This window comes from Kitasatospora sp. NPDC059408, from assembly GCF_042751525.1.
Taxonomy (GTDB): Bacteria; Actinomycetota; Actinomycetes; order Streptomycetales; family Streptomycetaceae; genus Kitasatospora.
In genome coordinates, this window is record NZ_JBHYWI010000038.1 from 21507 (window position 1) to 43335 (window position 21829).

At 74.7% G+C, this 21829-nt stretch carries 18 protein-coding genes; 9 read left to right on the forward strand and 9 right to left on the reverse strand.

What is annotated here, in order from left to right; genetic code table 11:
- Window positions 1-53 precede the first annotated feature (53 nt).
- From ACFXDE_RS24295 to ACFXDE_RS24310, 4 genes are all read right to left on the reverse strand, one after another.
- Window positions 54-809 carry a MerR family transcriptional regulator gene (locus tag ACFXDE_RS24295; RefSeq protein ID WP_380496878.1) on the reverse strand — a complete coding sequence of 252 codons (756 nt, stop codon included), beginning with the start codon at window positions 807-809 and terminating at the stop codon, window positions 54-56.
- A 199-nt stretch (window positions 810-1008) separates the two neighbouring features.
- Complete coding sequence (locus tag ACFXDE_RS24300) at window positions 1009-2043, reverse strand: isopenicillin N synthase family dioxygenase (RefSeq protein WP_380496879.1); 1035 nt, start codon at window positions 2041-2043, stop codon at window positions 1009-1011.
- A gap of 453 nt (window positions 2044-2496) precedes the next feature.
- A complete protein-coding gene (locus ACFXDE_RS24305; protein WP_380437475.1) occupies window positions 2497-3156 on the reverse strand; it encodes a response regulator transcription factor in 660 nt (219 codons plus the stop codon).
- Window positions 3108-4574: a histidine kinase gene (locus ACFXDE_RS24310; RefSeq protein ID WP_380496880.1), complete on the reverse strand. Its 1467-nt coding sequence runs from the start codon at window positions 4572-4574 to the stop codon at window positions 3108-3110. Before ACFXDE_RS24310 ends, ACFXDE_RS24305 begins: the two co-directional genes overlap by 49 nt.
- 238 nt (window positions 4575-4812) lie before the next feature.
- Here ACFXDE_RS24310 and ACFXDE_RS24315 point away from each other — a divergent pair, with 238 nt between their 5' ends.
- Together ACFXDE_RS24315 and ACFXDE_RS24320 are read left to right on the forward strand one after the other, a co-directional pair.
- The gene (locus tag ACFXDE_RS24315; RefSeq protein WP_380496881.1) at window positions 4813-5526 is read left to right on the forward strand and encodes an ABC transporter ATP-binding protein; all 714 of its coding nucleotides are present in this window, start codon (window positions 4813-4815) and stop codon (window positions 5524-5526) included.
- A gap of 100 nt (window positions 5527-5626) precedes the next feature.
- Window positions 5627-8014, forward strand: coding sequence for an FtsX-like permease family protein (locus ACFXDE_RS24320; protein WP_380496883.1), 2388 nt, complete (start codon window positions 5627-5629; stop codon window positions 8012-8014).
- Between the two features lie 123 nt (window positions 8015-8137).
- On the opposite strand, the gene ACFXDE_RS24325 is transcribed toward ACFXDE_RS24320, so the two are convergent.
- From ACFXDE_RS24325 to ACFXDE_RS24340, 4 genes are all read right to left on the reverse strand, one after another.
- Window positions 8138-8899, reverse strand: a complete 762-nt coding sequence (locus ACFXDE_RS24325) for a MerR family transcriptional regulator (protein WP_380496945.1) — start codon at window positions 8897-8899, stop codon at window positions 8138-8140.
- A 298-nt stretch (window positions 8900-9197) separates the two neighbouring features.
- Entirely contained in the window at window positions 9198-9572 is a 375-nt protein-coding gene (locus tag ACFXDE_RS24330) for a hypothetical protein (RefSeq protein ID WP_380496884.1), read from the reverse strand.
- A gap of 223 nt (window positions 9573-9795) precedes the next feature.
- A complete protein-coding gene (locus ACFXDE_RS24335) occupies window positions 9796-11010 on the reverse strand; it encodes an SUKH-4 family immunity protein (protein ID WP_380496885.1) in 1215 nt (404 codons plus the stop codon).
- Between the two features lie 93 nt (window positions 11011-11103).
- Window positions 11104-12102 (reverse strand): hypothetical protein, encoded by a 999-nt coding sequence (locus tag ACFXDE_RS24340; protein ID WP_380496887.1) that lies wholly within the window; start codon window positions 12100-12102, stop codon window positions 11104-11106.
- A 134-nt stretch (window positions 12103-12236) separates the two neighbouring features.
- Between ACFXDE_RS24340 and ACFXDE_RS24345 the strand changes: the two genes are divergently transcribed.
- Both ACFXDE_RS24345 and ACFXDE_RS24350 read left to right on the forward strand, forming a co-directional pair.
- Window positions 12237-12701 (forward strand): hypothetical protein, encoded by a 465-nt coding sequence (locus tag ACFXDE_RS24345; RefSeq protein ID WP_380496888.1) that lies wholly within the window; start codon window positions 12237-12239, stop codon window positions 12699-12701.
- A 121-nt stretch (window positions 12702-12822) separates the two neighbouring features.
- On the forward strand, window positions 12823-13020 hold the full coding sequence (locus tag ACFXDE_RS24350; RefSeq protein ID WP_380496889.1) for a hypothetical protein: 198 nt from the start codon (window positions 12823-12825) through the stop codon (window positions 13018-13020).
- On the opposite strand, the gene ACFXDE_RS24355 is transcribed toward ACFXDE_RS24350, so the two are convergent.
- Window positions 13013-13603 (reverse strand): DinB family protein, encoded by a 591-nt coding sequence (locus ACFXDE_RS24355; RefSeq protein ID WP_380496890.1) that lies wholly within the window; start codon window positions 13601-13603, stop codon window positions 13013-13015. The genes ACFXDE_RS24350 and ACFXDE_RS24355 overlap by 8 nt on opposite strands.
- 111 nt (window positions 13604-13714) lie before the next feature.
- On the opposite strand from ACFXDE_RS24355, the gene ACFXDE_RS24360 reads away from it, so the two are divergent.
- The 5 genes from ACFXDE_RS24360 to ACFXDE_RS24380 all read left to right on the forward strand — a co-directional run bounded on the left by ACFXDE_RS24360 (window position 13715) and on the right by ACFXDE_RS24380 (window position 21821).
- Window positions 13715-14608: a class I SAM-dependent methyltransferase gene (locus tag ACFXDE_RS24360; RefSeq protein WP_380496891.1), complete on the forward strand. Its 894-nt coding sequence runs from the start codon at window positions 13715-13717 to the stop codon at window positions 14606-14608.
- A gap of 9 nt (window positions 14609-14617) precedes the next feature.
- Window positions 14618-15223 carry a hypothetical protein gene (locus ACFXDE_RS24365; RefSeq protein WP_380496892.1) on the forward strand — a complete coding sequence of 202 codons (606 nt, stop codon included), beginning with the start codon at window positions 14618-14620 and terminating at the stop codon, window positions 15221-15223.
- 202 nt (window positions 15224-15425) lie between these two features.
- A complete protein-coding gene (locus ACFXDE_RS24370) occupies window positions 15426-16376 on the forward strand; it encodes a hypothetical protein (RefSeq protein ID WP_380496893.1) in 951 nt (316 codons plus the stop codon).
- A gap of 1 nt (window position 16377) precedes the next feature.
- Window positions 16378-18366, forward strand: a complete 1989-nt coding sequence (locus tag ACFXDE_RS24375) for a hypothetical protein (protein ID WP_380496894.1) — start codon at window positions 16378-16380, stop codon at window positions 18364-18366.
- Window positions 18367-18677: 311 nt separating this feature from the next.
- Window positions 18678-21821 carry an error-prone DNA polymerase gene (locus tag ACFXDE_RS24380; RefSeq protein WP_380496895.1) on the forward strand — a complete coding sequence of 1048 codons (3144 nt, stop codon included), beginning with the start codon at window positions 18678-18680 and terminating at the stop codon, window positions 21819-21821.
- The last annotated feature ends 8 nt before the right edge of the window (window positions 21822-21829 follow it).

Sequence of the window (21829 nt, forward strand, 5' to 3'; positions counted from 1 at the left end):
CTTCGTCTCATGGGCGCTTCCCGAGGTGCGCCCCGGGTGCGCCGAGGGATCCGTCAGTCTTGGGCGGGTGGGGCCGTGTCACGCACGGCCTCACCCAACTCGTCGCGCAGCGACCGCTGGAACGCCGTCACGAGTGCCTGTGCCACCATCGGCTGGATGTGGTCGGTCAGCGCCTTCATCCGCACCAGATCGTCCGGTGCGGGTTCGCTCTCCCGATAGGGCTTCCACACCGTCTCCCGGAAGAGCCGGTGCAACTCCCGCGCCGTGGCCCGGCTGTGCTCCAGCACCACGGCCCGGGCGGCCAGCAGTGTCTCCAGCGGGATCGGCACGTCCAGGATGCGCACCCCCAGCGGGAGCAGCCCCGGATCCACCCGGAACACCTCCGGGTCGGCCGTCCGTTCCAGCGCCCCCATCGCGAGGAGCCGGTCCACCTGCTCCTCGGACAGCTCGCGCCCGGCCCGGCGTTCCAGTTGCTCCCGTCCGACCTCCTCGGCCGCCTCCGGGGTCCAGGAGGCCACCAGAGCGCGGTGGATGGCGAGGTCCAGCGGCGTGCTGTCCTCCGGCAGACGGGCGAGGTAGCGCTCGATCGCGGCCAGCGTCAGCCCCTGGCGCTGCAACTCCTCGATCAGCCCCAGTCGGTCCAGGTGCGTGACGCCGTACAGCCCGACGCGGCGCGGCCCCAACTCGGGCGGCGGCAGCAGCCCCTTCGTCCCGTAGAACCGGACGGTCCGCACCGTGACCCCGGCCCGCGCCGCCAGCTCGTCCACCGTCAGCCGGACCTCACCCGCCACGGCCCCGTGCTCCCCCATCCGCCGCCTCCCGCCGCGCTGGCACACTCGTGCTGTAACAGCAGCAGTGTGACAGTGCCCGCCCCGCCGGTCCACCGCGTCCTTGAGCGCTGTCGACCCGGATCACTGTCGATCCGGGACACTGCCGCTCCGGGGCCCTGCTGTTTTGGGGCGTTGCCGCTCTGGGGCACGCGACCGGCGGGGCGGGGCGACGGCCGGTTCAGCGGGAGGCGGTCTCCGCCAGGCCGGGGTGGTGGCGGCGGGTGACCTCAGGATGGGCCCTTGTGTACCCCTTCCACTCGTTTTGCCCGAATTCGGCGAACAGCGGGTTGTCCGGGTCCTCGGTCGCGCCGGGGGCGTGGTGCGCGAGCGGGAAGTCGAGCGGCTCGATGTGGGCGTCGAGGCGGGGGTTGTAGAAGAACGGCACCGAGTAGCGCTCGTGCGCTCCGGGCGGGCTGACCACGCGGTGGCTGGTGGCCTTGAGGTAGCCGTCGGTGGCGACCTCCAGCAGCTCGCCGAGGTTGACGACGAAGGCGCCCTCCAGTGGCGGGATGTCGAGGAAGGTGCCGTCCGGGCGCTCGACCTGGAGCCCGCCGACGGTGTCCTGGAGGAGCAGCGTGATGAAGCCGTAGTCCTTGTGCGCGCCGACACCCTGGCCGGCGCCGTCCGGGGCGGTGCCGGGGTAGCGGACGAGCTTGAGCCGCAGGTGGGGGTGGCCGGCGAAGGCGGCGTCGTAGAAGTCGGGGCGGGCCCCGATCGCGGTGAGGAGTTCGTGCAGCAGGCGGCGGGCGACGGAGCCGAGGCGGTCGATCCACCCGAGGGCCGCGGTGCGCAGCTCGGGGAGCGCCGTGGGCCACTGGTTCGGACCCTCCAGCCACCAGTACGGCGGCTCGCCCCGGCCGGGGACGTGCGGGGGCAGCTCGGCACCGATGTCCAGCTGGTCGCGCCAGTCCTGGCTGCCGCCGGTGCGCTCGTCGCCGGTGCGGGTGTAGCCGCGGTAGTGGGGGGAGTTCAGGTTGCTCACGGCGAGCCGGTCGGCCTCGGGGAGGGCGAAGAAGGCCCGCATCGCTTCGGTGAGAGCGGCCGTCTCGGCCGGGGTTATGCCGTGGCCGACGAGCTGGAAGAAGCCGACGCCGGTGGCGGCGGCGCGGAGCTCGTCGTGCAGGCGGCGGCGGTCCTCGGGGCCGCCGTCGGCGAGCGAGAGGTCGATCACCGGGAGTGACTGGAGGTGGGACAGGGTGTGCTGCTGCGTCATGGGTGACATCCGCTGGGTCTCGTCCCGGCCGGTCCCGGTGGTCGACCGGGGGAGGGCGGAGCGGTGGCCTGGTGCGGCGCGTGCTCCGGGTGCCGGGTGGTGGTGGCGGCCCGGTTGGGGCCGCCCTGAGGGTGGTGGCGCGAGGTTCAGCCGGAGCGTCGACAGGACATGCTCGTCACGCGGAGCAGGTCCACGTGGCGACGACGAACAAGGATGAGCACGTCACCAGCCTAAATGACCCGTTCTGTGTCGGGCGAGCCCCCTACGGCGGAGGGCTCGTCCCCACTTCTCTACTTCTCTGTGCTCTTGTCAAGGAGCCCTTCTCTCGTCCGGGCGGTCCTCAGGCGCCCGGTGCTCGGTCGTGGGACATCTGGTCGTCGGCTCGCCGGGGGTCGGATCGGCGGCAGCCGGGTCGCCGGCAGTCGGGTTCTCGGTGGTTCGTTTCTCGGTCGTTCAGTTCTTCTCCCCGTTGTTGAGGAAGGCGAGGACGGCCAGCACCCGCCGGTTGTCGTCGTCCGAGGGCTGGAGGTCGAGCCGGACGAAGATCGACGCCGTGTGCTTGGCGACCGCGCGCTCGGTGATCACCAGTTGCTGGGCGATCGCGGCGTTGGAGCGGCCCTCGGCCATCAGCGCGAGCACTTGCCGCTCGCGCGGGCTGAGGGTTGCGACCGGGCCGGCCGAGGAGTTGTGGGTGAGCAGTCGGGTGATCACCTCCGGATCCATCGCGGTGCCGCCCTGGGCGACCCGCCGTACCGCGTCGATGAACTGGGCGCCGTCCATCACCCGGTCCTTGAGCAGGTAGCCGATGCCCCCGGTGCTGCCGCCCGCCAGCAGCTCGCGGGCGTACAGCTGCTCGACGAACTGGGAGAGCACCAGCACGGGCAGCCCCGGGTGGGCCTGACGGGCCGCCAGGGCGGCGCGCAGCCCCTCGTCGGTGAAGCCGGGCGGGAGCCGTACGTCGACCACGGCGATGTCCGGCCGGTCGGCGGCCACCGCGGCGAGCAGGTCCTCACCCGTCTCCACGGCCGCCGTGACCTTCATGCCGTTGGCTTCCAACAACCGGGTCAGCCCGTCCCGGAGGAGGAAGAGGTCTTCGGCGATGACAACGCGCACGGGATCTCCAGGTTCACGATGGTCGGACCGCCCGGCGGGCTGCTGATCGCGAGCACCCCGTCGAACGCGGCCAGTCGGCGTTCGGTACCGCTGAGGCCGGTGCCCCGGGACGGGTCGGCGCCGCCGCGCCCGTCGTCGGTCACCGATATCCGCAGCAACCCGTCACTGTGCCCTATCTCGATCCACACGTGTGAGGCGCCCGCGTGTTTCACCACGTTGGCCAGCAGCTCGCTGACCGCGAAGTAGGCGGCGGACTCGACCGGCGCCGGGGGACGGCCGGTCAGTGCGCCGGCGAAGGTGACCGGCAGGGGCAGGTCCAGTGCCGTGGCCTGGACGGCGTCGGCCAGGCCACGGTCCGCGAGCACCGGTGGGTGGATGCCGCGGACCAGGTCCCGCAGCTCGCCGAGCGCCTTGACCGAGGAGAGCCGGGCCTCGGCCAGCAGGGGGCGCAGCGCCACCGGGTCCTCCACCAGCTGGTCGGCGACGGTCAGCAGCATGCCGAGCGCCACCAGCCGGGCCTGGGCCCCGTCGTGCAGGTCCCGCTCGATGCGGCGCAGCTCGGCGGCGCCGGCGTCGATGGTGTCCGCCCTCGTCCGGGTCAGATGGCGGACCTGGCGGGCCAGTTCGGCCCGTCGGGAGGGCCCGAGCAGGAGGCGCGCGGCCCGCTCGTGCAGCCGCAGGACAGGAGGGGCGGCCCAGAGGGCGGCCACCGGAGCGACCCAGAGCCCCATCATGTAGACGACTCCCAGGTGGACCAGGGGGCCGTTGCGCCCCAGGACCTCCAGCGAGACCGGGGCGAGGACGACGAACGCGGCGGTGAACAGGTAGGCGAGCCCGCTGAGGGCCGTCCAGGCGAGGTCCCGCCAGGTCGCCGGGTCGGTCAGCCAGCCGCCGGACAGCAGCCGCTGCCACGGATCGGTGCCGGCGGCGCGGCGGTACGGCACCGGGACCGGGCGGCCGCTCCACTTCCCGACGACGCGCCTGGTCTCCGCCGCGACCCAGCGCGCGCCGAGCACTCCGAACACGAGCATCGCCGGGGCCAGCCAGAGCGAGCCGGAGCGGCCGCCGGGCGCCGCGCCGCCGTACAGGTGGGTGGCCATCACCGCGAGCGCGCCCGGTGCGGCCAAGGCGGCCCCGACCGCCCGGCCCCCGCCCCCGGTGGCCCAGCAGAGGGCCCAGAGGGCCACCGGCCCGAGCGGCACGAGCAGGATCAGCGGCCCGCCCGGCGAGCGCCCGCCCGAGTCGTCGGGGCCGAGCAGTGCGGCGGCCAGCAGGACCGGCCCGGCCGCCAGCGAGACCAGCCCGGTCACGCCCAGCGTGACCGCGTAGAGCGCCCGTACGCCGGCCACGACGGCGCCCTCTGCCCGCGCGGTGGCCCGCGTCACCACGTTCGTGTTCGTCCCGGCATCGGTCCTCATCCCGCGCCTCCTCTCCGTACGGCGGCCCGCAAGCCCCCCGGTCGATCGGTCGGCAGCCAGTCTGCAGCGCCGTCCACCTGCGGCGCTCTAGGTCTGAACCCCGAAAACCAGGTGTATCTGAATACACCTCAGAGACGCCGCCTAGACAGCTGTCCGGACCCGGGCCCCGGTTCGTAGCGTCGTGTTCCGTCAGTCGGCACCGGCCTTCCGGTGCCGGACCCCGAGCAGTGGAGGGCCCGTGAGCACGCCGATCATCCAGATCCGCGGCGTCGGCAAGACGTACGACCGATCCGACGCCGCCCGTGCCGCGCTGGCCGGGCTCGACCTCGCGGTGGGGGCCGGCGAGGCGCTGGCCGTGCTCGGCCGCTCCGGCAGCGGCAAGTCGACGCTGCTCAACCTGATCGCCGGGCTCGACCGGCCCAGCGAGGGCGGCGTGGTGGTGGACGGCGTCGCCGTGCACGAGCTCGGCGAGGCCGCGCTGGCCGAGTACCGACGGACGCGGATCGGCATGGTCTTCCAGTTCTTCAACCTCCTGGACGACCTGAACGTCGAGGACAACGTGCTGCTCCCGGCCCAACTGGCCGGGATGCGGCGGGAGAAGGCCCGGGCCCGGGCCGGTGAGCTGCTGGAGCGGCTCGGGGTGGCCCGGCACGCCACCGCCTTCCCCGGCCGGCTCTCCGGCGGCGAGCGCCAGCGCGTCGCGGTGGCCCGGGCGTTGATGAACCGTCCGCCGCTGCTGCTGGCCGACGAGCCGACGGGGGCGCTCGACTCGGCCTCGGCCGCCGACGTCCGGAGCCTGCTCACCGAACTCAACGCGGAGGGCCAGACGATCCTGTTGGTCACCCACGACACCGCGCTCGCCGACGCCTGCGCGAGCCGGACGATCGAACTGCTCGACGGCCGACTCGTCCGGGACACCGCGGCGGCGCCCGTCACCGGAGGTGTGCGGTGAGCCGGCGGTGGGGTCACCCCCGACCGTGCGCCGGAGGAGAACGGAGAACGGGACGGCGCGGGTGGGCGATCGCCCCTGCCGACGGAAGGGACGTGGGCGCATGAGCGCGCTGAGCAAGGTGGTTCGGGCCGGGGTCGGGCGCAAGCGGGTGCAGACGCTCGTCATGGTCCTCACCACGATGATGTCCGTGACGGCGTGCATCCTCGCGACGGGGCTGCTGGTCGCTGCGCAGGGGCCCTACCAGCGCTCCTTCGCCGACCAGCGCGGCGCACACCTGAACGTGCTGTACGACCCGGCCAAGGCGACTCCCGCGCAGCTCGCGGCGACCGAGCACGTCCCCGGTGTGACGGCCTCGGCCGGCCCCTACCCGGCGGTCACCGTGCAGGCGCGGTCCGGGCCGGACACCCGGATTCCGCCGCCCGGGAGCCCGCTCCCGCCACTGACGCTGGTCGGCCGGGAGCAGGGCGGCCCGATGGACGACCTGCACATGCTGATGGGCCGGTGGGTCGCGGGCCCCGGTGAGGTGGTGTTCCTGGACGGCCACTCGCCGTTGGCCGTCGGCGACAGCATGGCCTTCCCCGATCTGCCAGGCCGACCGACCCTCAAGGTCGTCGGCATCGCCTCCTCCGTCTCCTGGAGCGCGGACGGCTGGGTCGCCCCCGGGCAGGTCCCCGCGCTGACCGCGCCCGGTACGGTGCCCGCCCAGCAGTACCTCTACCGCTTCGCCCACGCCGCCACCGACGCCGAGGTCGATGCGGACCACGCCGCGCTCGTCGCCGCGGCGCCGCCCGGCGCGCTCACCACGGCCACCTCCTACCGACCGGCCCAGGCGGAGGCCAACCGGACGGCGGCGACCTTCGTCCCGTTCGTGACGGCCTTCGGGGTGATCGGCCTGGCCATGTCGGTGCTGATCATCGGGGTGGTGGTCAGTGGCGCCGTCAGCGCGGCGACCCGGCGGATCGGCATCCTCAAGTCGCTCGGCTTCACCCCGGCCCAAGTGGTTCGCGCCTACGTCGGCCAGGCGCTGATCCCCGCCGGGATCGGCACCGCGCTCGGCGTGCTCGGCGGGAACGTGCTCTCCGTCCCCGTCCTCGGGCTGGCCCACAAGGCCCTGCACGGCGGCCTGCTCGGCATACCGCTCTGGGTGGACCTCGCGGTGCCGGCCGTCGCCCTGGCCGCCGTGGTGGCCACCGCACTGGTGCCCGCCCTGCGCGCCGGCCGGCTGCGCACGGTCGAGGCGCTCGCGGTCGGCCGCACGGCGCCGGGCGCCAAGCGGGCCACGGCCCGCGGCGGCGGTGCGGCGGGCTCGGGCCCGGTGGCCGCGGTCCAGCGGCTGATCGGCCGACTGCCGCTGCCGCGTGCCCTGAGCCTCGGGCTGGCGAGTCCGTTCAACCGACCTGGCCGCTCGGCGACCACCGCCGCCGCCGTGGTGCTCGGCACCGCAGGGGTCACGCTCTGCGTCGGCCTCACGCTCTCGCTCACCGGCTTCCAGGAGGGCCTGACGGCCGAGCACGCGGGCAAGGTCGTGGTGGAGGCCCCGATCGACGGCTCCGTGAAGGTCCCCGACCACGTGGACGAGGCGGCCGTGGCCGGGGCGATCGACGCCCGCCCCGGCACCCGGGCCTGGTACAGCACCGTTCCGACCTCGGTCGCGGTGGCCGGGAACACCGCCCGCTCCGAAGTGGTGGCCTTCTCCGGCGACGCCTCCTGGAGCGGCTACCAGATGGTCTCGGGCCGCTGGTTCAACGGCCCCGGCGAGGCGGTGGTCGGCTCCGGCTACCTCCGGGCCAACCAGGCGAAGGTGGGCGACGCCATCACCCTCACCGACCAGGGGCGCTCCACCCCGGTGCGGATCACCGGTGAGGTGCTGGCCACCAACGACCTGGTCTTCGTCGACCGGGCCGCGCCGACCGCGCTGGGCTCGCCCGTCCACGCCGAAGCGATCGCCTACCACATCGACCTCACCGCCGGCACCGATGCCAAGGCGTACGCGGACGGGCTCGACGCCGCCGTCCGGCCACTGGGGCTCGGCGCCGAGCCCGGTGGGACGCACCTCAACCTCGTCGTCCTCGCGATGAACACCCTGGCCGGGACACTGACCCTGCTGCTGATCGCGGTGGCCGGCCTCGGCGTTCTCAACACGGTGCTGCTGGACACCCGCGAGCGGGTGCACGACCTCGGGGTGTTCAAGGCACTCGGGATGTCGCCCCGACAGACGGTCGGCATGGTGCTCACCTCCGTCTGCGGGAGCGGGCTGGTGGCCGGGCTGGTCGGAGTGCCGATCGGGATCCTGGTGCACCACTGGGTGATGCCGGCCACGGCGAGCGCCGCCGGGGTCGGGGTGCCGGAGGCGGACCTGGCCGTGTTCGCCCCCTCGGTGGTGGGGCCGCTGATACTCGGCGGCCTGGTGCTGGCGCTGATCGGCGCCCTCCTGCCCGCGACCTGGGCGGCCCGCACCCGGACGGTCACGGCGCTGCGCACCGAGTGAGGCCGCCGCCGGGCCGGGAGGTCGCTGCTCGGGGCGGCCGGAGCGGCAGCCCGGCCCGGGCAGCGTCCGACGGCCGTGGCCTTCCACCGGCTGCCCCGACCGGCTGTTACCCGCAGGACCGGCTCAGGAGAGCCGCGCCGCCGCGTAGGCCTCCATGGCGGCCCGCTGGTAGGCGGCCAGGCCCGGGGCGACGGCCTCGTAGACGGCGTGCCACTGCTCGTGCTCCACGCAGGACCGGGCGATCGCGAGGTACTCCTCGACGGGGACCGGTCGGAGCGCGATGAGGGCCCGGTACTCCGTGTCGATCTTGGTCTGCACGGGTTCGGCGTCGGCCGGGAGGCCGTCCGTCATGAACTCGGCGAGCCGGATCATCTGCGCGGTCCGTTCGCGCTGGCCGGCCTCGACCTCGGCCGGGGTCATCGTGGCGGTCGCCCGCAAGGCGGCCTCCGCGTGCTCGGGGAAGTCGCGGAGGCTCGCCGCGACGTCCGTGGGCTGGATGCCCTCGAACAGGTTCTCCGGGCGGTTGATGCTGGTCATGGGTGTGCCGTCCTTCCTGGATCGTTCCAGTTCGGCGATCGTGCGGGAGACGGTGGTGGCCAGGCCGTCCAGCCGGTCCCGCTCGGCGACCAACCGGTGGTGGTGGCCGCGCAGGGCCTCCAGTTCGTCCACCTGCTCGCCGAGGATCCGGGCGATCTCGGTCAGCCCGACGCCCAGCGCCCGCAGCACGAGGATCTGCTGCAGTTGCAGCAACTGCCGCTCCTCGTAGTAGCGGTGACCGTTGGAGCCGATCCACGCCGGGGGCAGCAGCCCGATCTCGTCGTAGTGCCGCAGGGTCCGGGCGGTGACGCCCGACATCCGGGCGACCTCCGCGATCGGCCAGGCCATGGCCGCCTCCTCCAGGTTGTGTTCCCGCACGTTCGCCGTTCCCGGGCCGGTTCCTCCGGCCCTGGTCACGACGGTAGGAGCTGCCGTTGCGGCAACTTCAAGTCGGCGACGCTGCTTCGTGGCGGCGGTGTCGTTTCAGGGCGTCGTTTCAGGGCGCCGCTTCGAGCGGTCCGCCGTCCGCACGAGTGTGGGGACCGCCTGCCGAGCCGCACCACCGGCGCAGCTGGCGAGATGTCAAAAACGTTCTCCCAAACGTCTGAAGGAGGAATCCGTCCGCGCCTACCAGCTCCGTCGGCGTCTACCAGCCCCGCCCGTGCCCCACCTGCCACTCAGCCCCGGGCAGCGGGTGCGGACGGCGGACCCGCGCCAGGGCGGTCAGGGCCCACACCGCCGTCGTCAGCAGTGCGTAGAAGAGCAGCAGTGCCCAGAACGGCGTGGTGGACACACTCCCGTCCTCGAACCGGCACCATGCGTCGGGCGGGAGCCACGAGGCGCCCGTCTCCAGCAGCTGTCCGCTGCCGGTCACCAGGCCTTGCTCGCAGCGCTCCGCGAAGTCCAGTGACCGTGCGTACAGCACCCCGTACACGACGCCCGCGCCGACGAGCGACAGCGCCGCGCCGACGCCGAGCAGGACCGCCCGTCTTCGCGCGGTCGCCGTACGGATGTTCGTCACCGAGGCAGCGTACCGGCCTGCGAGCAGGCACGACCGGTTCGCCGCAGGGTGTGCCTCGGATTGTGCGGCGCAGCGTGTGGCAGGGCGCGGAGCAGGACGTGCGGCGGGGCGGCCACCCTTCGTGTCCGCACCGCCGCGGGGCCGCTCCCGCAGGGCGGCCACGAATCCCGTGACGGCGGCCCCCAGGCCCGGGTTCACCCCAGCAGCCGCCCAAGGCCCGGGTTCACCCCAGCAGGCCGCCCATGTGCGCGTCCTCGGCGAGCAGCCGCCACGACCGCCCGGGCGCGAACGCCTCCGGGTCGAGGGCCTCGACCACGCCGTCGACGGCGGTGCTCAGCAGCGACTGCGGGTCGAACACCGCCCAGGTGTCGCGGCCCAGGCCGTAGTCCCAGCGCTCCCACTCGGCGCGCATGCGCTCGTACGTCCACAGCGAGTAGAGCAGGGCGGAGAGGTCGCGGTTGAGGTAGGCCTCGGGCTCGCCGTCGTCGTACCAGTCGGGCAGCTCCAGCAGGCCGGTCGCGCCGTCCAGCGCGATCACGAGGTCCGTCGGCCAGTGCCCGAGGGCGACGAAGTCGCGCTGGTAGGGGCGCTCCTCCTCGCCGTCGAAGTACTCCGGGTACGCCTCGCCCATGGTGACCAGCGGTTCCTCGGACACCCCGAACATCGCCCCGCCCAGCGGCAGGCCGATCCCGGTCAGCAGCCGGCGTGTCGGCTCGTGCACGAGGCCGGGTGGCAGTTCCTCGGGACGGTAGCGGTGGACCAGGCCCTCGTCCGTCAGCGTCGCGATCTCCGCGACCAGGTCCGCGCCGATCTCGTACGCGGGCCCGTCCGGGCCGCCCGGCAGCGCGCCCCAGCCCAGGGCCCGCACCAGCAGCGTCGTGCCCCAGTGCGCGGGCGGGACGTCCGAGCGGCCGAACAGCCCGGGGTCGAGCTCCCGCAGCCGGCGGTCCGCCGCCGCCATCACCTCGGCCACGACGGCCGGACCGCGCCGCCCGTCCAGCGCCTCGGGCCGGCGGGCGGTCTCCGCCACCGACTCGACCTCCCGCACCATCGCGGCCAGCGCGGGCAGGTCGGAGGCCAGGAGGTCGCGGTCCAGGTGCTCGCCCGACGGCTTCGCGAGGAACACCTCGCCGGTGACGCCGTCCAGCAGCACCGTGTTCCCGGCGCGTGCGAACGGTGCGCAGTACTCCGTCTCGCCCAGCACGAACAGCGGCCCGGCCGCCTGGGCTCCAGCGGCCGGGGCCCCGGCGGCCTCCGCCAAGGCGGACGGTTCCGCAGACGCCGACAGCTCCACCGACTCCAGCGGCCCGTCCCCGAAGCGCCCGAAGTCCAGGAACGCCCCCGTCCGCGGCAGGCCCTCCCGCTCCAGGAACTCCCGGCTCCCCGTGTGCACCACCCCGGCCGGAAGCTCCCCGGCCATCACCAGCCCGTACCCCACGAGCCCACCACCCTCCCCGTACGACCCCCGACCACCCCGACTGACCACCCCGACCCTAACGGCCGCCGCCGACACCCCCGCACCGGGCCCGCACTACACCCGTGATCCGTCGTCCACGTTCCACCGGACCGGTAGGTCGCCGTCGCAGAACACGCACACGAAGGAGCCCTCGCGGACGACGTTGACGCCCCGGCAGCCCGGGCAGCGCCGGAACACGATCCCGTGCGTGAAGCCGCCCGGGCGGCGCACGCCGATCCGCTCCAGCGCCGCGGCGACGGCAGACCAGGACACGACGTCCGGACAGTACCCGGTGGACTGGTTGCTGACCTCCTCGGCCGTCCAGCCGTGGAAGTCCGCGTCGTCACCCCGCTCGAAACGGACCTCCCCGGCGCTCAGCACCAACTCGCCGCCCGCGCAGACCACGTGCTCACTGCGGCGCGGGGCGAGGCGCAGGAAGCCGGCGAGGTCGACGACGAAGGTGAACGGTTCCGCGAGCTCCGCGGCGGTCCGTTCGCCCACCCAGTCGGCGAACTCGGGCTCCGTCCGTACCAGCTGCCCACCCGGTCCGCCACCACCCCACAACTCCGGCGGCCCTACGTACCGGTACGCCCGCCCCGGGCCGGTCGACACCTCGGCCGGAACGCCGTGATCCCGCAGCAGCAGACCCAGAACGGTCATCTCGGCCTCCGTCCCGACCAGGCCGAAATCACGGAACTCGCCGAGCAGTTCACGCGCCCGACCGAGCGGGACGGCCCCGTCGCCCTCCGGGAGCACCGGGGAAGCCCGAAAGGTCCGGAACACCCGCAGCGCCGCCACCGCATCGACCGAAGCCCCGGCCGGCCGCAGCCGGAACGGCCCGTGCGCGGTCAGCAGCGCCTCCCGGACGGCCTCCGGCGCCGGCTCCGGCCCCGCGTGCTCGCACCAGGCGGCGCCGCAGTCCCGGCAGGACCCTTCGGAGTCCCACCACAGCTCCCAGCCCGGGCCTCGCCCCTGCCTAGGCCCCCGCTCCTGGACGAACTGCCGCACCCACCGCGTAGCCGTGCCCCCGCACCCGTCGCAGCGGGCGGCCAGTTCCACGCCCTGCATCATCATGCCGGGAAGCCTAGGTGTTCTGTCCCGTGAGGTTGGGGATACGGCCGGGGGGTGGCTTGCCCGCAAGCGAGGTGCCGTGAACCCCGTCCACCTCCGTGGTCAGTGCCCTTGGGGCGTCTGGTTGCATGTGCGGCATGAATGCCATGGTCACGAGCATCATCGCGGTGCTCGGCACGCTCCTGGGGTCGACGGTGACGCACGTCTTCCAGCGGCGCGCCGCACTCCGCACGGAGCACAACACCCGTCTGGAGCGCGGGCGGCAGGAGCGGCTGGAGACCTTCGGCTCGTACGCCGGACTGCTCGTGGAGTACCGGCAGGCCGCACTGCACCACTGGTTCTGCGTGCACGAGGGGCGTGACGCCGAGGACGAGGTCGAGTTGCGCAAGCGGTCGTTCGAGACGCGCTCCGGGGCGCAGCGGGCCCTGTTCCAGCTCCAGTTGCTCGTTGACGAGCCCGAGCTCCTGGCCGTTGCCGGGGAGGCCTTCGAGCGGATCGGCAGGATCGACCGGGCGGTGGACCGGCAGGACGTCACCGCCCGGCGGGACGGCAGCCGGGAGTCGATCGACGCCTTCGTCGCGACGGCGCGCCGGTACGTGTAGCCGGTGCTCGGCGGATGTAGGCCATGGCCCATCAAATCCCGTTGCGGGCCGTCTCGTACCCGATCAGGGTGAGGGGCCTGCGGGGGCACATCCGCACCCATGCCCACTGATGGAGCGCCACATGACCGACGACGCCGACACCGACACGAGCGCCGACACCGGCACCAGCATCGGCACCGGCACTGGCGCCGACGACGGCATCGACGAGAACCATCTGGCCATGTACAGCCTGCTCGGCAGCCGACTGCTGCGGGTGACCACGGCCCGGCGCCACGCCGCCGCCGGTCTCAGGCTCGCCGCGGACGCCGAGGTCAGCTGAGCCCGGCGGCGTCCCGTGCGGCGCGCTCCACGCGGGCGTGGTGGGCGGCCCACCAAGGGGCGTCGCCCGGAGCCGTGTTGGCGCCGTCGGGGCGCTGGCCGGTGGCGCCGTCGACGAGTTCGCGGACGAGGTCGGCGTGGCCGGCGTGCCGGTGGGTCTCGGAGACCATGTGCACCAGGACCCGGTGGAGCGTCTGCTTCGACCGTGCGCCGAACGGCACCTGGCCGACCGCGTCGAGGGGCAGCGCCTCGATCGTCTCGTTCGCGTGCGCGCAGGCCCGGCGGTAGCGCCCGACGACGTCCTCCGTGGTCTCGTCGGCCCTGGCCCAGAGGTCGGCGTTCGGTTCGGCGGCGCCGGTGATCCAGAGCGGGGCGGGTTCGGGGAAGGGGCGGCCGAAGGTGTCGCCGAAGTAGAGCGCCTCGGCGCCGGTGAGGTGCTTGACGAGGCCGAGCAGGTTGGTGCCGGTCGGGGTGAGCGGGCGGCGGAGGTCGTACTCGGAGAGGCCGTCGAGCTTCCAGAGCAGGACGTCGCGGGCGTCCTGGAGGTAGACGCGGAGATCGGCCTTGGGGTCGGTGGCGGTCATGGGACCAGTCTGTGGACGGCCCCGGGGCTGTCCACCGGGTTTCGCCGGACGGATGTGGCGTAGCGTCACATCCGCGGATCCGAGGCGGGCGAACCCTGGAAGGCGGCGGCCATGATCGACGGCTGGACGTGGGACGAGACGCTGTTCGCGGGCACGGCCGCGTACTACGAGCGCGGCAGGCTGCCCTACGCGCCCGGCCTGGCGGACGCGCTGGCCGGGGTGCTGCGGCTGGACGGCCGGGGGCGGCTGCTCGACGTGGGCTGCGGGCCGGGGACGCTGGCGCTGCTGCTGGCGCACCGGTTCGAGGAGGTCGTCGGGGTGGATCCGGACGCCGGGATGATCGCCGCGGCCCGTCGGGCGGCGAAGGCGGCCGAAGTGGCCGGCCGCAGCACCTGGTTGCGAATCCGGGCGGAGCAACTTCCCGCCGGGCTGGGAACGTTCACGGTGGCGACGTTCGGCCAGTCCTTCCACTGGATGGACCGCGACCTGGTGGCGGCGACCGTCCGCGGCATGCTGCGTCCCGGCGGAGCGCTCGTGCACGTCTCGGACCTGAAGCCGGACCTGAAGCCGGACCTGAAGCCGGGCGACGGGCCGAACCCGAAGGAAGACCCCCGCCCCGCCGAAGGCCTCCCGCACCCGCCCGTCCCCGACGCGGCGATCGGCGAGCTCGTCCGCCGCTACCTGGGCCCGGTCCGGCGCGCGGGCCGGGGCCTCCTGGCCGCCGGCACTCCCGGCAACGAGTCCGCCGTCCTCGCCCGGGCGGGCTTCGCGGGCCCGGAGCGCGTGGTCGTCCCCGGCGGGCTGGTGCTGGAGCGGACGGTGGACGACGTGGTGGCCGGGGTGTTCTCGATGTCCTTCTCGGCGCCGCACCTGTTCGGCCCCGGGCGGGCGGCGTTCGAGGCCGACCTGCGCCGGCTCCTGGCCCGCGCCTCCGCGGCGGGCCGCTTCTCGGTCCGTCAGCCGGCCACCGAGGTGTTCGTCTGGCGGCCCGTTGGCGTGCCCTAGCCTCGCCGCATGGGTGTTGACATCACGGTCCTGGTCGTCGACTGGGGCCACCTCATGGGCATCGCGCCGGACGACCGGGCGGACGCACTCCAGGACGCGGCGTACCCGGATGACGACGACCGCGTCGTCCACGCCGGCTGGGTGTGGTTCGAGCCGGGCCCGTCGTGGCTGGGACGGTTCGAGTTCGACGGCATCAGCGGCTCGGTCAAGTCGCACTTCTGCGCCGCGGACGGCTGGGACCATGCCCGGCGCGGCGTGGGACGCGAGCCGCGGGCGCTGCTGGACGACTTCCTCGGGGCGCTGATCTGGTGGGGTCCCGAGATCGAGACCGACACCGAACAGGTGGAGGCCGGCGTCTTCCCGCCCGACGACCCGGTCCTGCGGTCCGGGCCGCTGATCGCGTGGGGCCCGGCTGAAACGGCGCGCCTCAGCCGCCGCTGGCGGGAGATCGTCCCGGTCCTGCCGAGGGTGCGGGAGCCGTACGACCGCCTCGCGGCCTCCCCCGGCGGCAGGATCGAGGGCTTCGACGACTTCGCGGGGCTGCTGTCCGGGTGGGGGGAAGTGGTCGGCGAGGCCGAGCGGCGTGGGTGGGGGATCGTCGGGCTCCCGATCTGAGGCTTGCAGGGCGCGGAGGCCGTGCGCACGGCTCTCACCTCGCCTTTCGGGATTGCTTGTCATGCCCCCGGCAATACGGAGCGTGACGGATGGGGTGGCCTATTCGGACTTGAATCTTTGCGAACGAATGTTCGATCCTGGGGGTGTGCTCGTTATCGAACCCGCTTTCGAATCCACCGGAGGGCGGCCCACGCTCCGACCGGTGGTGCCGACGGCTGCGCCGACGGAGGCCACGGCCGCCGAACGGGGACTGCTGCCGGTGGTGCCCGCCCTGCGGGAGCTGCTGCCGGAAGGCGGGCTGCGCCGGGGCACCGCCGTGTCCGTCGCGGGCGGGGACACCGGGCTGCTCCTGGCGCTCGCCGCCGGGGCGAAGGACGCCGGAGGCGGCTGGGCGGCGGCCGTCGGCCTGCCCGACCTGGGGCTCGCCGCCGCCGAGGGGTACGGGTTGGACCTGCGGCGACTGCTGGTCGCGGACGACCCCGGGCCGCACTGGGCCGAGGTGGTGTCGGTGCTGGCCGGCGCCGTCGAACTGGTGATGCTCCGCCCGGACGGCCCCGTCCCGCCCCGCTTGGCCACCCGGCTGGCGGCGGTCCTGCGGCGCAGCGGCTGCGTGCTGCTGGTGGCCGGACCGTGGCCGGGGGCCGCCCTGCGGCTGGGCGTGCGCTCCGGGCGCTGGTTCGGACTGGGGGACGGGTACGGGCAGCTCGCCGGGCGGCAGGTGGAGGTGGTGGCCGAGGGCCGCGGCTCGGCCGCCCCCGGCCGCACCGCCCGCCTCTGGCTCCCGGACGAGCACGGCGCGGCCCGCCCGGTCGGCGAGCCCGCGGGGGGCGCAGGGGAGACGGACGCGTTCGAAAGCGGCGCGGCCGACGCCTCCGATGGGGTGCACCCGCTGGGGGAGGTGGCCGGAGCGGTCGTCGAGACGGAGCCGTTCGGACGTGTGCGCCGCCTGCCTGGCGCGTCCGGCGCCGCCGGGGCGGTGCATCCGCTCGGGGAGGTGCACCCGCGCGGGCGCCGCCGTCCCGCCGAGCCCGTTGCTGCCCTTCAGGCCGCGCGGGTTGCCAAGGTTGCGCAGGTCGCGCAGGTCGCGCAGTCGGCCGAGATCGGCGAGATCGGCGAGATCGGCGAGGCCGCCGAGCGCGTGGCGGTGGTGTGAGATGGCGGGCGGAGGCACGCCGCGCGTGCTGGTGGTGTGGTGCCCGGACTGGCCGGTGGTGGCCGTCACGGGCGACGACCCGGTGGCGGTGACCGAGGGCGGGCGGATCCTCGCGTGCTCGGCGGGAGCCCGGGCGGCCGGGGTGCGGCAGGGGCAGCGGCTCAAGCTGGCGCAGCGGCTCTGCCCGGCGCTGGAGCTGCGTGACCGGGATCCGGAGGCGGAGACACGGCGGTTCGAGCCGGTGGTCGCGGCGGTGGCGGGGTTCACGCCCCGGGTGGAGGTGATCCGTCCGGGCCTGTGCGCCATCCCGGTGAAGGGGCCGGGCCGCTACTTCGGCGGCGAGGAGGCGCTGGCGTCGAAGGTCCGGACGGCGGTCGCGGCGGCGCTGGCCGAGGAGCCGGTCCCGGACGCCGTCCCCGGTGGGGACGCAGAACCCGTGCGCCGGGACGCGGAACCCGCGACGGCCACCGCCCCCCACGCCCAGGTCGGCGTGGCGGACGGCCTGTTCGCCGCCGTGCTGGCGGCCAGGGCCGGGGTGCTGGTGCCGGCCGGCCGGACGGCGGAGTTCCTCGCGCCGTACCCGGTGAGCGCGCTCGGCGACGAGGACCTGGCGGAGCTGCTGGGGCGGCTCGGGCTGCCCACCGTCGGGGCGTTCGCCGCGCTGCCGCCGGAGGCCGTCGCGGACCGGTTCGGCCCCACCGGGACGGCCGCGCACCGACTGGCCCGGGGTCTCCACCCGCGCCCGCTGGTGCCGCGCGGAGAGGGGCCCGACCTGGCCGTCGAGCAGCGCTTCGACCCGCCGGAGACACTGGCCGAACCACTGGTGTTCGTCGCCCGCACGCTGGCCGAGCAACTGCACCGGCGACTGGCCGCGGCGGGACTGACCTGCCAGCGGGTGGCCGTCGAGGTGGAGTGCGCGGACGGCCGGACGGCGTCGCGACTCTGGCGGCACGAGGGCCGGTTGTCGGCGACGGCACTGGCCGAGCGGGTCCGCTGGCAGCTCCAGGCCTGGCAGAGCGCCGGCGCCTTCACCTCCGCACCCGGCCACACCGCCGACCGGACCTGGCCCGATGGCACCTCCGGCACCGACCACACTCGACGGGACAGCGGCGCGGCCGGACCCGACGGCCACACCGCCGTTCGGGCCCGACCCGATGGCACCTTCGGCCCCGGAACCAGGCCCGGCGGTCCCGCTGACGCTCCGGCCGCCGGCGGCGCTCGCTTCGGCGGCAGCTCCGGACCTCGGCCGGGCGGCCCCGACGCCGGCCATGCCCGCCCCGACGCCGGCCCAGTCCGGTCCGTCGGCCCCACCCGCGGGTCCGTCGGCCCCACCCGCGGGTCCGTCGGCCCCGCCCGCAGGTCGGCCGACCCCATCCGCCCCGACGGCACCGCCGACGCGACCACCCGACCCCCCGCCCCCGACACCGACACCGGCTTCGTCCTCCTCCGCCTGGCCCCCGACGGCCTGTCGCCCGACGAGGGGCGGCAGTTGGCGCTGTGGGGTCAGGCGGTCGCGGACGACCGGGTGGAGCGGGCGGTGGCGCGGGTGCAGGCGGTGCTCGGGCATGCCGGGCTGCGGCGGATCGAGCCGGGGGGCGGGCGTGGTCCGGCGGAGCAGGCGGTCAGGGTGCCGTGGGGCGAGCCGTACGAGGCGGCGGCGCCGGCCGGTGCCCCGTGGCCCGGGCGGTTGCTGGACGTGTGGCCGGCCGTGGTGCTGCGGGAGCCGGTGCCGGTGCGGGTGCTGGACGAGGACGGGCGGCCGGTGGCGGTGGACGGCCGGGCGGGGGTGTCGGGCCGGCCGGCCGTGGTCGTGGTGCGGGGGCGGGAGGAGCGGGTGGACGGCTGGACCGGGCCGTGGCCGGCGGTCGAGTACTGGTGGGATCAGTCGCTGGCCCGCCGTCGGGCGCGGTTCCAGGTGGTGGTGGGCGGCCGGGCGCTGCTGCTGACCGTGGAGGGGGGTGGGTGGTACCTGGAGGCTGGCTACGACTAGCGGCCACCGAACCGACCCGAGGGGGAGCGAGAGCACGAGAACGAAGGCGATCCCCGATGGGCTTCACCAGCCACCCCACCGTCCCCTGGAGCGAGCTGCGCCGCCGCATGACCGGCGAAGCGTCGGACAAGGTCGTCCCGCTGCACCGCCCCACCCGGGAGGGGGAGGCCCGAGACGGGGAGGCCCGAGGCAGAGAGGCCCGGAACGGAGAGGAGGCCCGGAACGGGGAGGAGGCCCGGAACGGAGAGGGACGCGGCGGAGACGTTCCCCGTCCCGCCCCCCGCCCGAGCGAGCCCTGGGCCGAGTTGCACGTGCACTCCGCCTTCAGCTTCCTCGACGGCGCGAGCGACCCGGAGGATCTGGTCGCCGAGGCGCTGCGGCTGGGCGTGGAGACGCTGGCGCTCACCGACCACGACGGGCTGTACGGTGCCGTCCGGCTCGCCGAGGCCGCCCGGGGGACGGGGCTGGCCACCGCTTTCGGAGCGGAATTGACGATCCGTCACGACGAGGGCCGCACCGAGCACTTGCTCATCCTCGCCCGCGACCCCGCGGGCTACCGCCGCCTCTCCGCTGCGATCGCCGCCGCACAGATGGCCGGTGGCGCGAAGGGCCGGCCGGCGTACGACGTGGAGGCGCTGGCCGGGGCGCACGACGGCCACTGGGCGGTGCTCACCGGCTGCCGCCTCGGCCGGGTGCCCGCCGCCCTGTCCGCCACTCCGTCGGCGAATCCGCCCACCACCCCGTTCACGCCTACGCTCGCGCCCCCGCCCGCCACCCCGTTCGCGCCTCCGCCCGCCCCCGGTAGCCCGGCACGCCAACTCCACACCCTCACCGAGCTGTTCGGCCGCGAGAACGTCCACGTCGAGCTGATCGACCAGCGCCTGCCCGGCGACGACCGGCGCAACGACGCCCTCGCCGCGCTCGCGGCCCGGCTGCGCCTGCCCGTCGTCGCGTCCACGAACGCGCATCACGCCGGCCCGGCCCAGGGCCGCCTCGCGCAGAGCCTGGCCGCGCTGCACGAGCGCCGCACGCTGCAGGACGCGGCCGGCTGGACGCAGGCGTCCGGCACCGCGCACCTGCGCTCGGGGCGGGAGATGGCGGCCCGCCTGGCGCGTTTCCCCGGGGTGCAGCGGGCGACCGCCGAGCTCGGCCGGAGCTGCGCCTTCGACTTCGCGAAGCTGGATCCGGAGCTGCCCGGCTACCCCGTCCCCGGGGGCGGGAGCGAGATCGGCCACTTGCGCGCCCTGGTCGCGGCCGGCGGCCCGGCCCGATTCGGAGCGGGCAACGCCGCCGCCCGGCGCCAGCTCGCCAAGGAGCTGGACGTCATCGAGGACCTCGACCTGGCCGGCTACTTCCTGATCGTGCACGACATCGTGGACTTCTGCCGCCGCGAGGACATCTGGTGCCAGGGCCGGGGGTCGGCGGCCAACTCGGCGGTCTGCTTCGCCCTCGGGATCACCGCCGTCGACCCGATCCACTACAAGCTGCTGTTCGAGCGCTTCCTGTCCACCGCCCGGGACGGGCCGCCCGACATCGACCTGGACATCGAGAACCGCCGCCGCGAGGAGGTCATCCAGTACGTCTACCGCCGCTACGGGCGCGAGCACGCCGCCCAGGTGGCCAATGTGATCACCTACCGGCCCCGCCTGGCGATCCGCGACGCGGCCCGGGTGCTCGGCTACCCGCAGGGGCAGGTGGACGCGTTCAGCCGGCAGACCGACTTCCGCTCGGCGCCCGGCGCGGACGCCGTCATCCCGGCCGACGTGCTGTCGCTGGCCGAGCAACTCCACGGACTGCCGCGCCACTTGGGCATCCACTCGGGCGGCATGGTGCTCACGAAGGAGCCGATCGGCCAGATCTGCCCGACCGAGTGGGCCCGGATGCCCGGGCGTTCGGTCCTGCAGTGGGACAAGGAGTCGACGGCCGGGGCCGGACTGGTGAAGATCGACCTGCTCGGGCTCGGCATGCTCGCCGCGCTGCACGACGCGTGCGACCTCATCGCCGAACACCACGGCCTGCGCTACGACTTGGCGTCCATCCCGGACGACGACAAGGGCGTGTACGCGATGCTGCGGCGGGCCGACACCGTCGGGGTGTTCCAGGTCGAGTCGCGGGCGCAGATGGCGACGCTGCCCCGGCTCAAGCCGGACCACTTCTACGACCTGGTGGTCGAGGTGGCGCTGATCCGCCCCGGCCCGATCCAGGGCGGTTCCGTCCACCCGTACCTGCGCCGGCGGGCCGGGGCCGAACCGGCGGGCTGCCCGCACCCGTTGATGGAGAACGCGCTCGGGAAGACGCTCGGGGTGCCGCTGTTCCAGGAGCAGATGATGCAACTCGCCATCGACTGCGCCGGGTTCACGCCCGCGGAGGCGGACCTGCTGCGGCAGGCGATGGGGGCCAAGCGGTCGCACGAGCGGGTCGCCCGGCTGCGCGAGCGGCTGCTGACCGGCATGGCGGAGCGCGGCATCCCGCCCGAGGTGGCCGAGGACGTCTACGGCAAGATCGAGGCGTTCTCCAACTACGGCTTCCCGGAGAGCCACGCGATCAGCTTCGCCTACCTGGTGTACGCGAGCGCCTGGCTCAAGTACCACTTCCCGGCGGCCTTCGCCTGCGCCCTGCTGGCCAACCAGCCGATGGGCTTCTACTCGCCGCTCAGCCTGGTCTCGGACGCGCGGCGGCACGGGGTGCGGGTGCGCGGGGTGGACGTCAACGCGAGCGGGGCGCGGCCCGGCCTGGAGCCGTACCGGGGGCCGACGCCGGCGCCGCCGCTGACGGCGGGCCGTCCGCAGCCGGCGATCCGGCTCGGGCTGGAGACGGTTCGCGGCATCGGTTCCCCGCAGGCCGAGGCGATCGTGGCCGGGCAGCCGTACGCCGGCCTGGAGGACTTCGCTCGCCGGACGGGCCTGACCGCGCCCGTGTTGGAGGCGCTGGCGACGGCCGGTGCGTTTGACTGCTTCGGGTTGACGAGACGTCAAGCTCTGTGGTCGGCGGGCGCGTTCGCCGGAATCTCGGCCGATCTGCTGCCCGGCACCACCCCCGGCACGGAGGCGCCGGAGCTGCCCGGCCTGAGCCCGGTCGAGGAGACCATCGCGGACCTGTGGGCCACCGGCACCTCCGCCACCAGCCACCCGCTCCAGCACCTGCGTGCCCACCTGGAGCGCGGCGGAGCGCTCTCCGCGGCCCAACTCCCGGACGTCCCACCGGGGACGGCGGTGGTGGTCGGCGGCCTGGTCACCCACCGGCAGCGGCCGCCGACGGCCGGCGGGGTGCTGTTCCTCAGCCTGGAGGACGAGACCGGTCTGATCAACGTGATCTGCAACCGCCCGGTCTGGGAGTCCCAGCGCCGCACCGCCCTCGACCGGGCCGGCCTCCTCGTCCACGGCCACATCGAACGCGACCGCGGCGCCACCAACCTGATCGCCACCCGGCTCACACCACTGCGGATCGGCCTCTGAAGCCGCAG

Excerpts from the sequence above, each read along its gene's own strand:
- ACFXDE_RS24350 (WP_380496889.1), top strand. The coding sequence starts at position 12,823 with ATGACCGACGACGCCGACACCGACACGAGCGCCGACACCGGCACCAGC.
- ACFXDE_RS24295 (WP_380496878.1), bottom strand. The coding sequence starts at position 809 with ATGGGGGAGCACGGGGCCGTGGCGGGTGAGGTCCGGCTGACGGTGGAC.
- ACFXDE_RS24345 (WP_380496888.1), top strand. The coding sequence starts at position 12,237 with ATGAATGCCATGGTCACGAGCATCATCGCGGTGCTCGGCACGCTCCTG.
- ACFXDE_RS24310 (WP_380496880.1), bottom strand. The coding sequence starts at position 4,574 with ATGAGGACCGATGCCGGGACGAACACGAACGTGGTGACGCGGGCCACC.
- ACFXDE_RS24325 (WP_380496945.1), bottom strand. The coding sequence starts at position 8,899 with ATGGCCTGGCCGATCGCGGAGGTCGCCCGGATGTCGGGCGTCACCGCC.
- ACFXDE_RS24375 (WP_380496894.1), top strand. The coding sequence starts at position 16,378 with ATGGCGGGCGGAGGCACGCCGCGCGTGCTGGTGGTGTGGTGCCCGGAC.
- ACFXDE_RS24360 (WP_380496891.1), top strand. The coding sequence starts at position 13,715 with ATGATCGACGGCTGGACGTGGGACGAGACGCTGTTCGCGGGCACGGCC.
- ACFXDE_RS24320 (WP_380496883.1), top strand. The coding sequence starts at position 5,627 with ATGAGCGCGCTGAGCAAGGTGGTTCGGGCCGGGGTCGGGCGCAAGCGG.
- ACFXDE_RS24355 (WP_380496890.1), bottom strand. The coding sequence starts at position 13,603 with ATGACCGCCACCGACCCCAAGGCCGATCTCCGCGTCTACCTCCAGGAC.
- ACFXDE_RS24300 (WP_380496879.1), bottom strand. The coding sequence starts at position 2,043 with ATGACGCAGCAGCACACCCTGTCCCACCTCCAGTCACTCCCGGTGATC.
- ACFXDE_RS24340 (WP_380496887.1), bottom strand. The coding sequence starts at position 12,102 with ATGATGATGCAGGGCGTGGAACTGGCCGCCCGCTGCGACGGGTGCGGG.
- ACFXDE_RS24365 (WP_380496892.1), top strand. The coding sequence starts at position 14,618 with ATGGGTGTTGACATCACGGTCCTGGTCGTCGACTGGGGCCACCTCATG.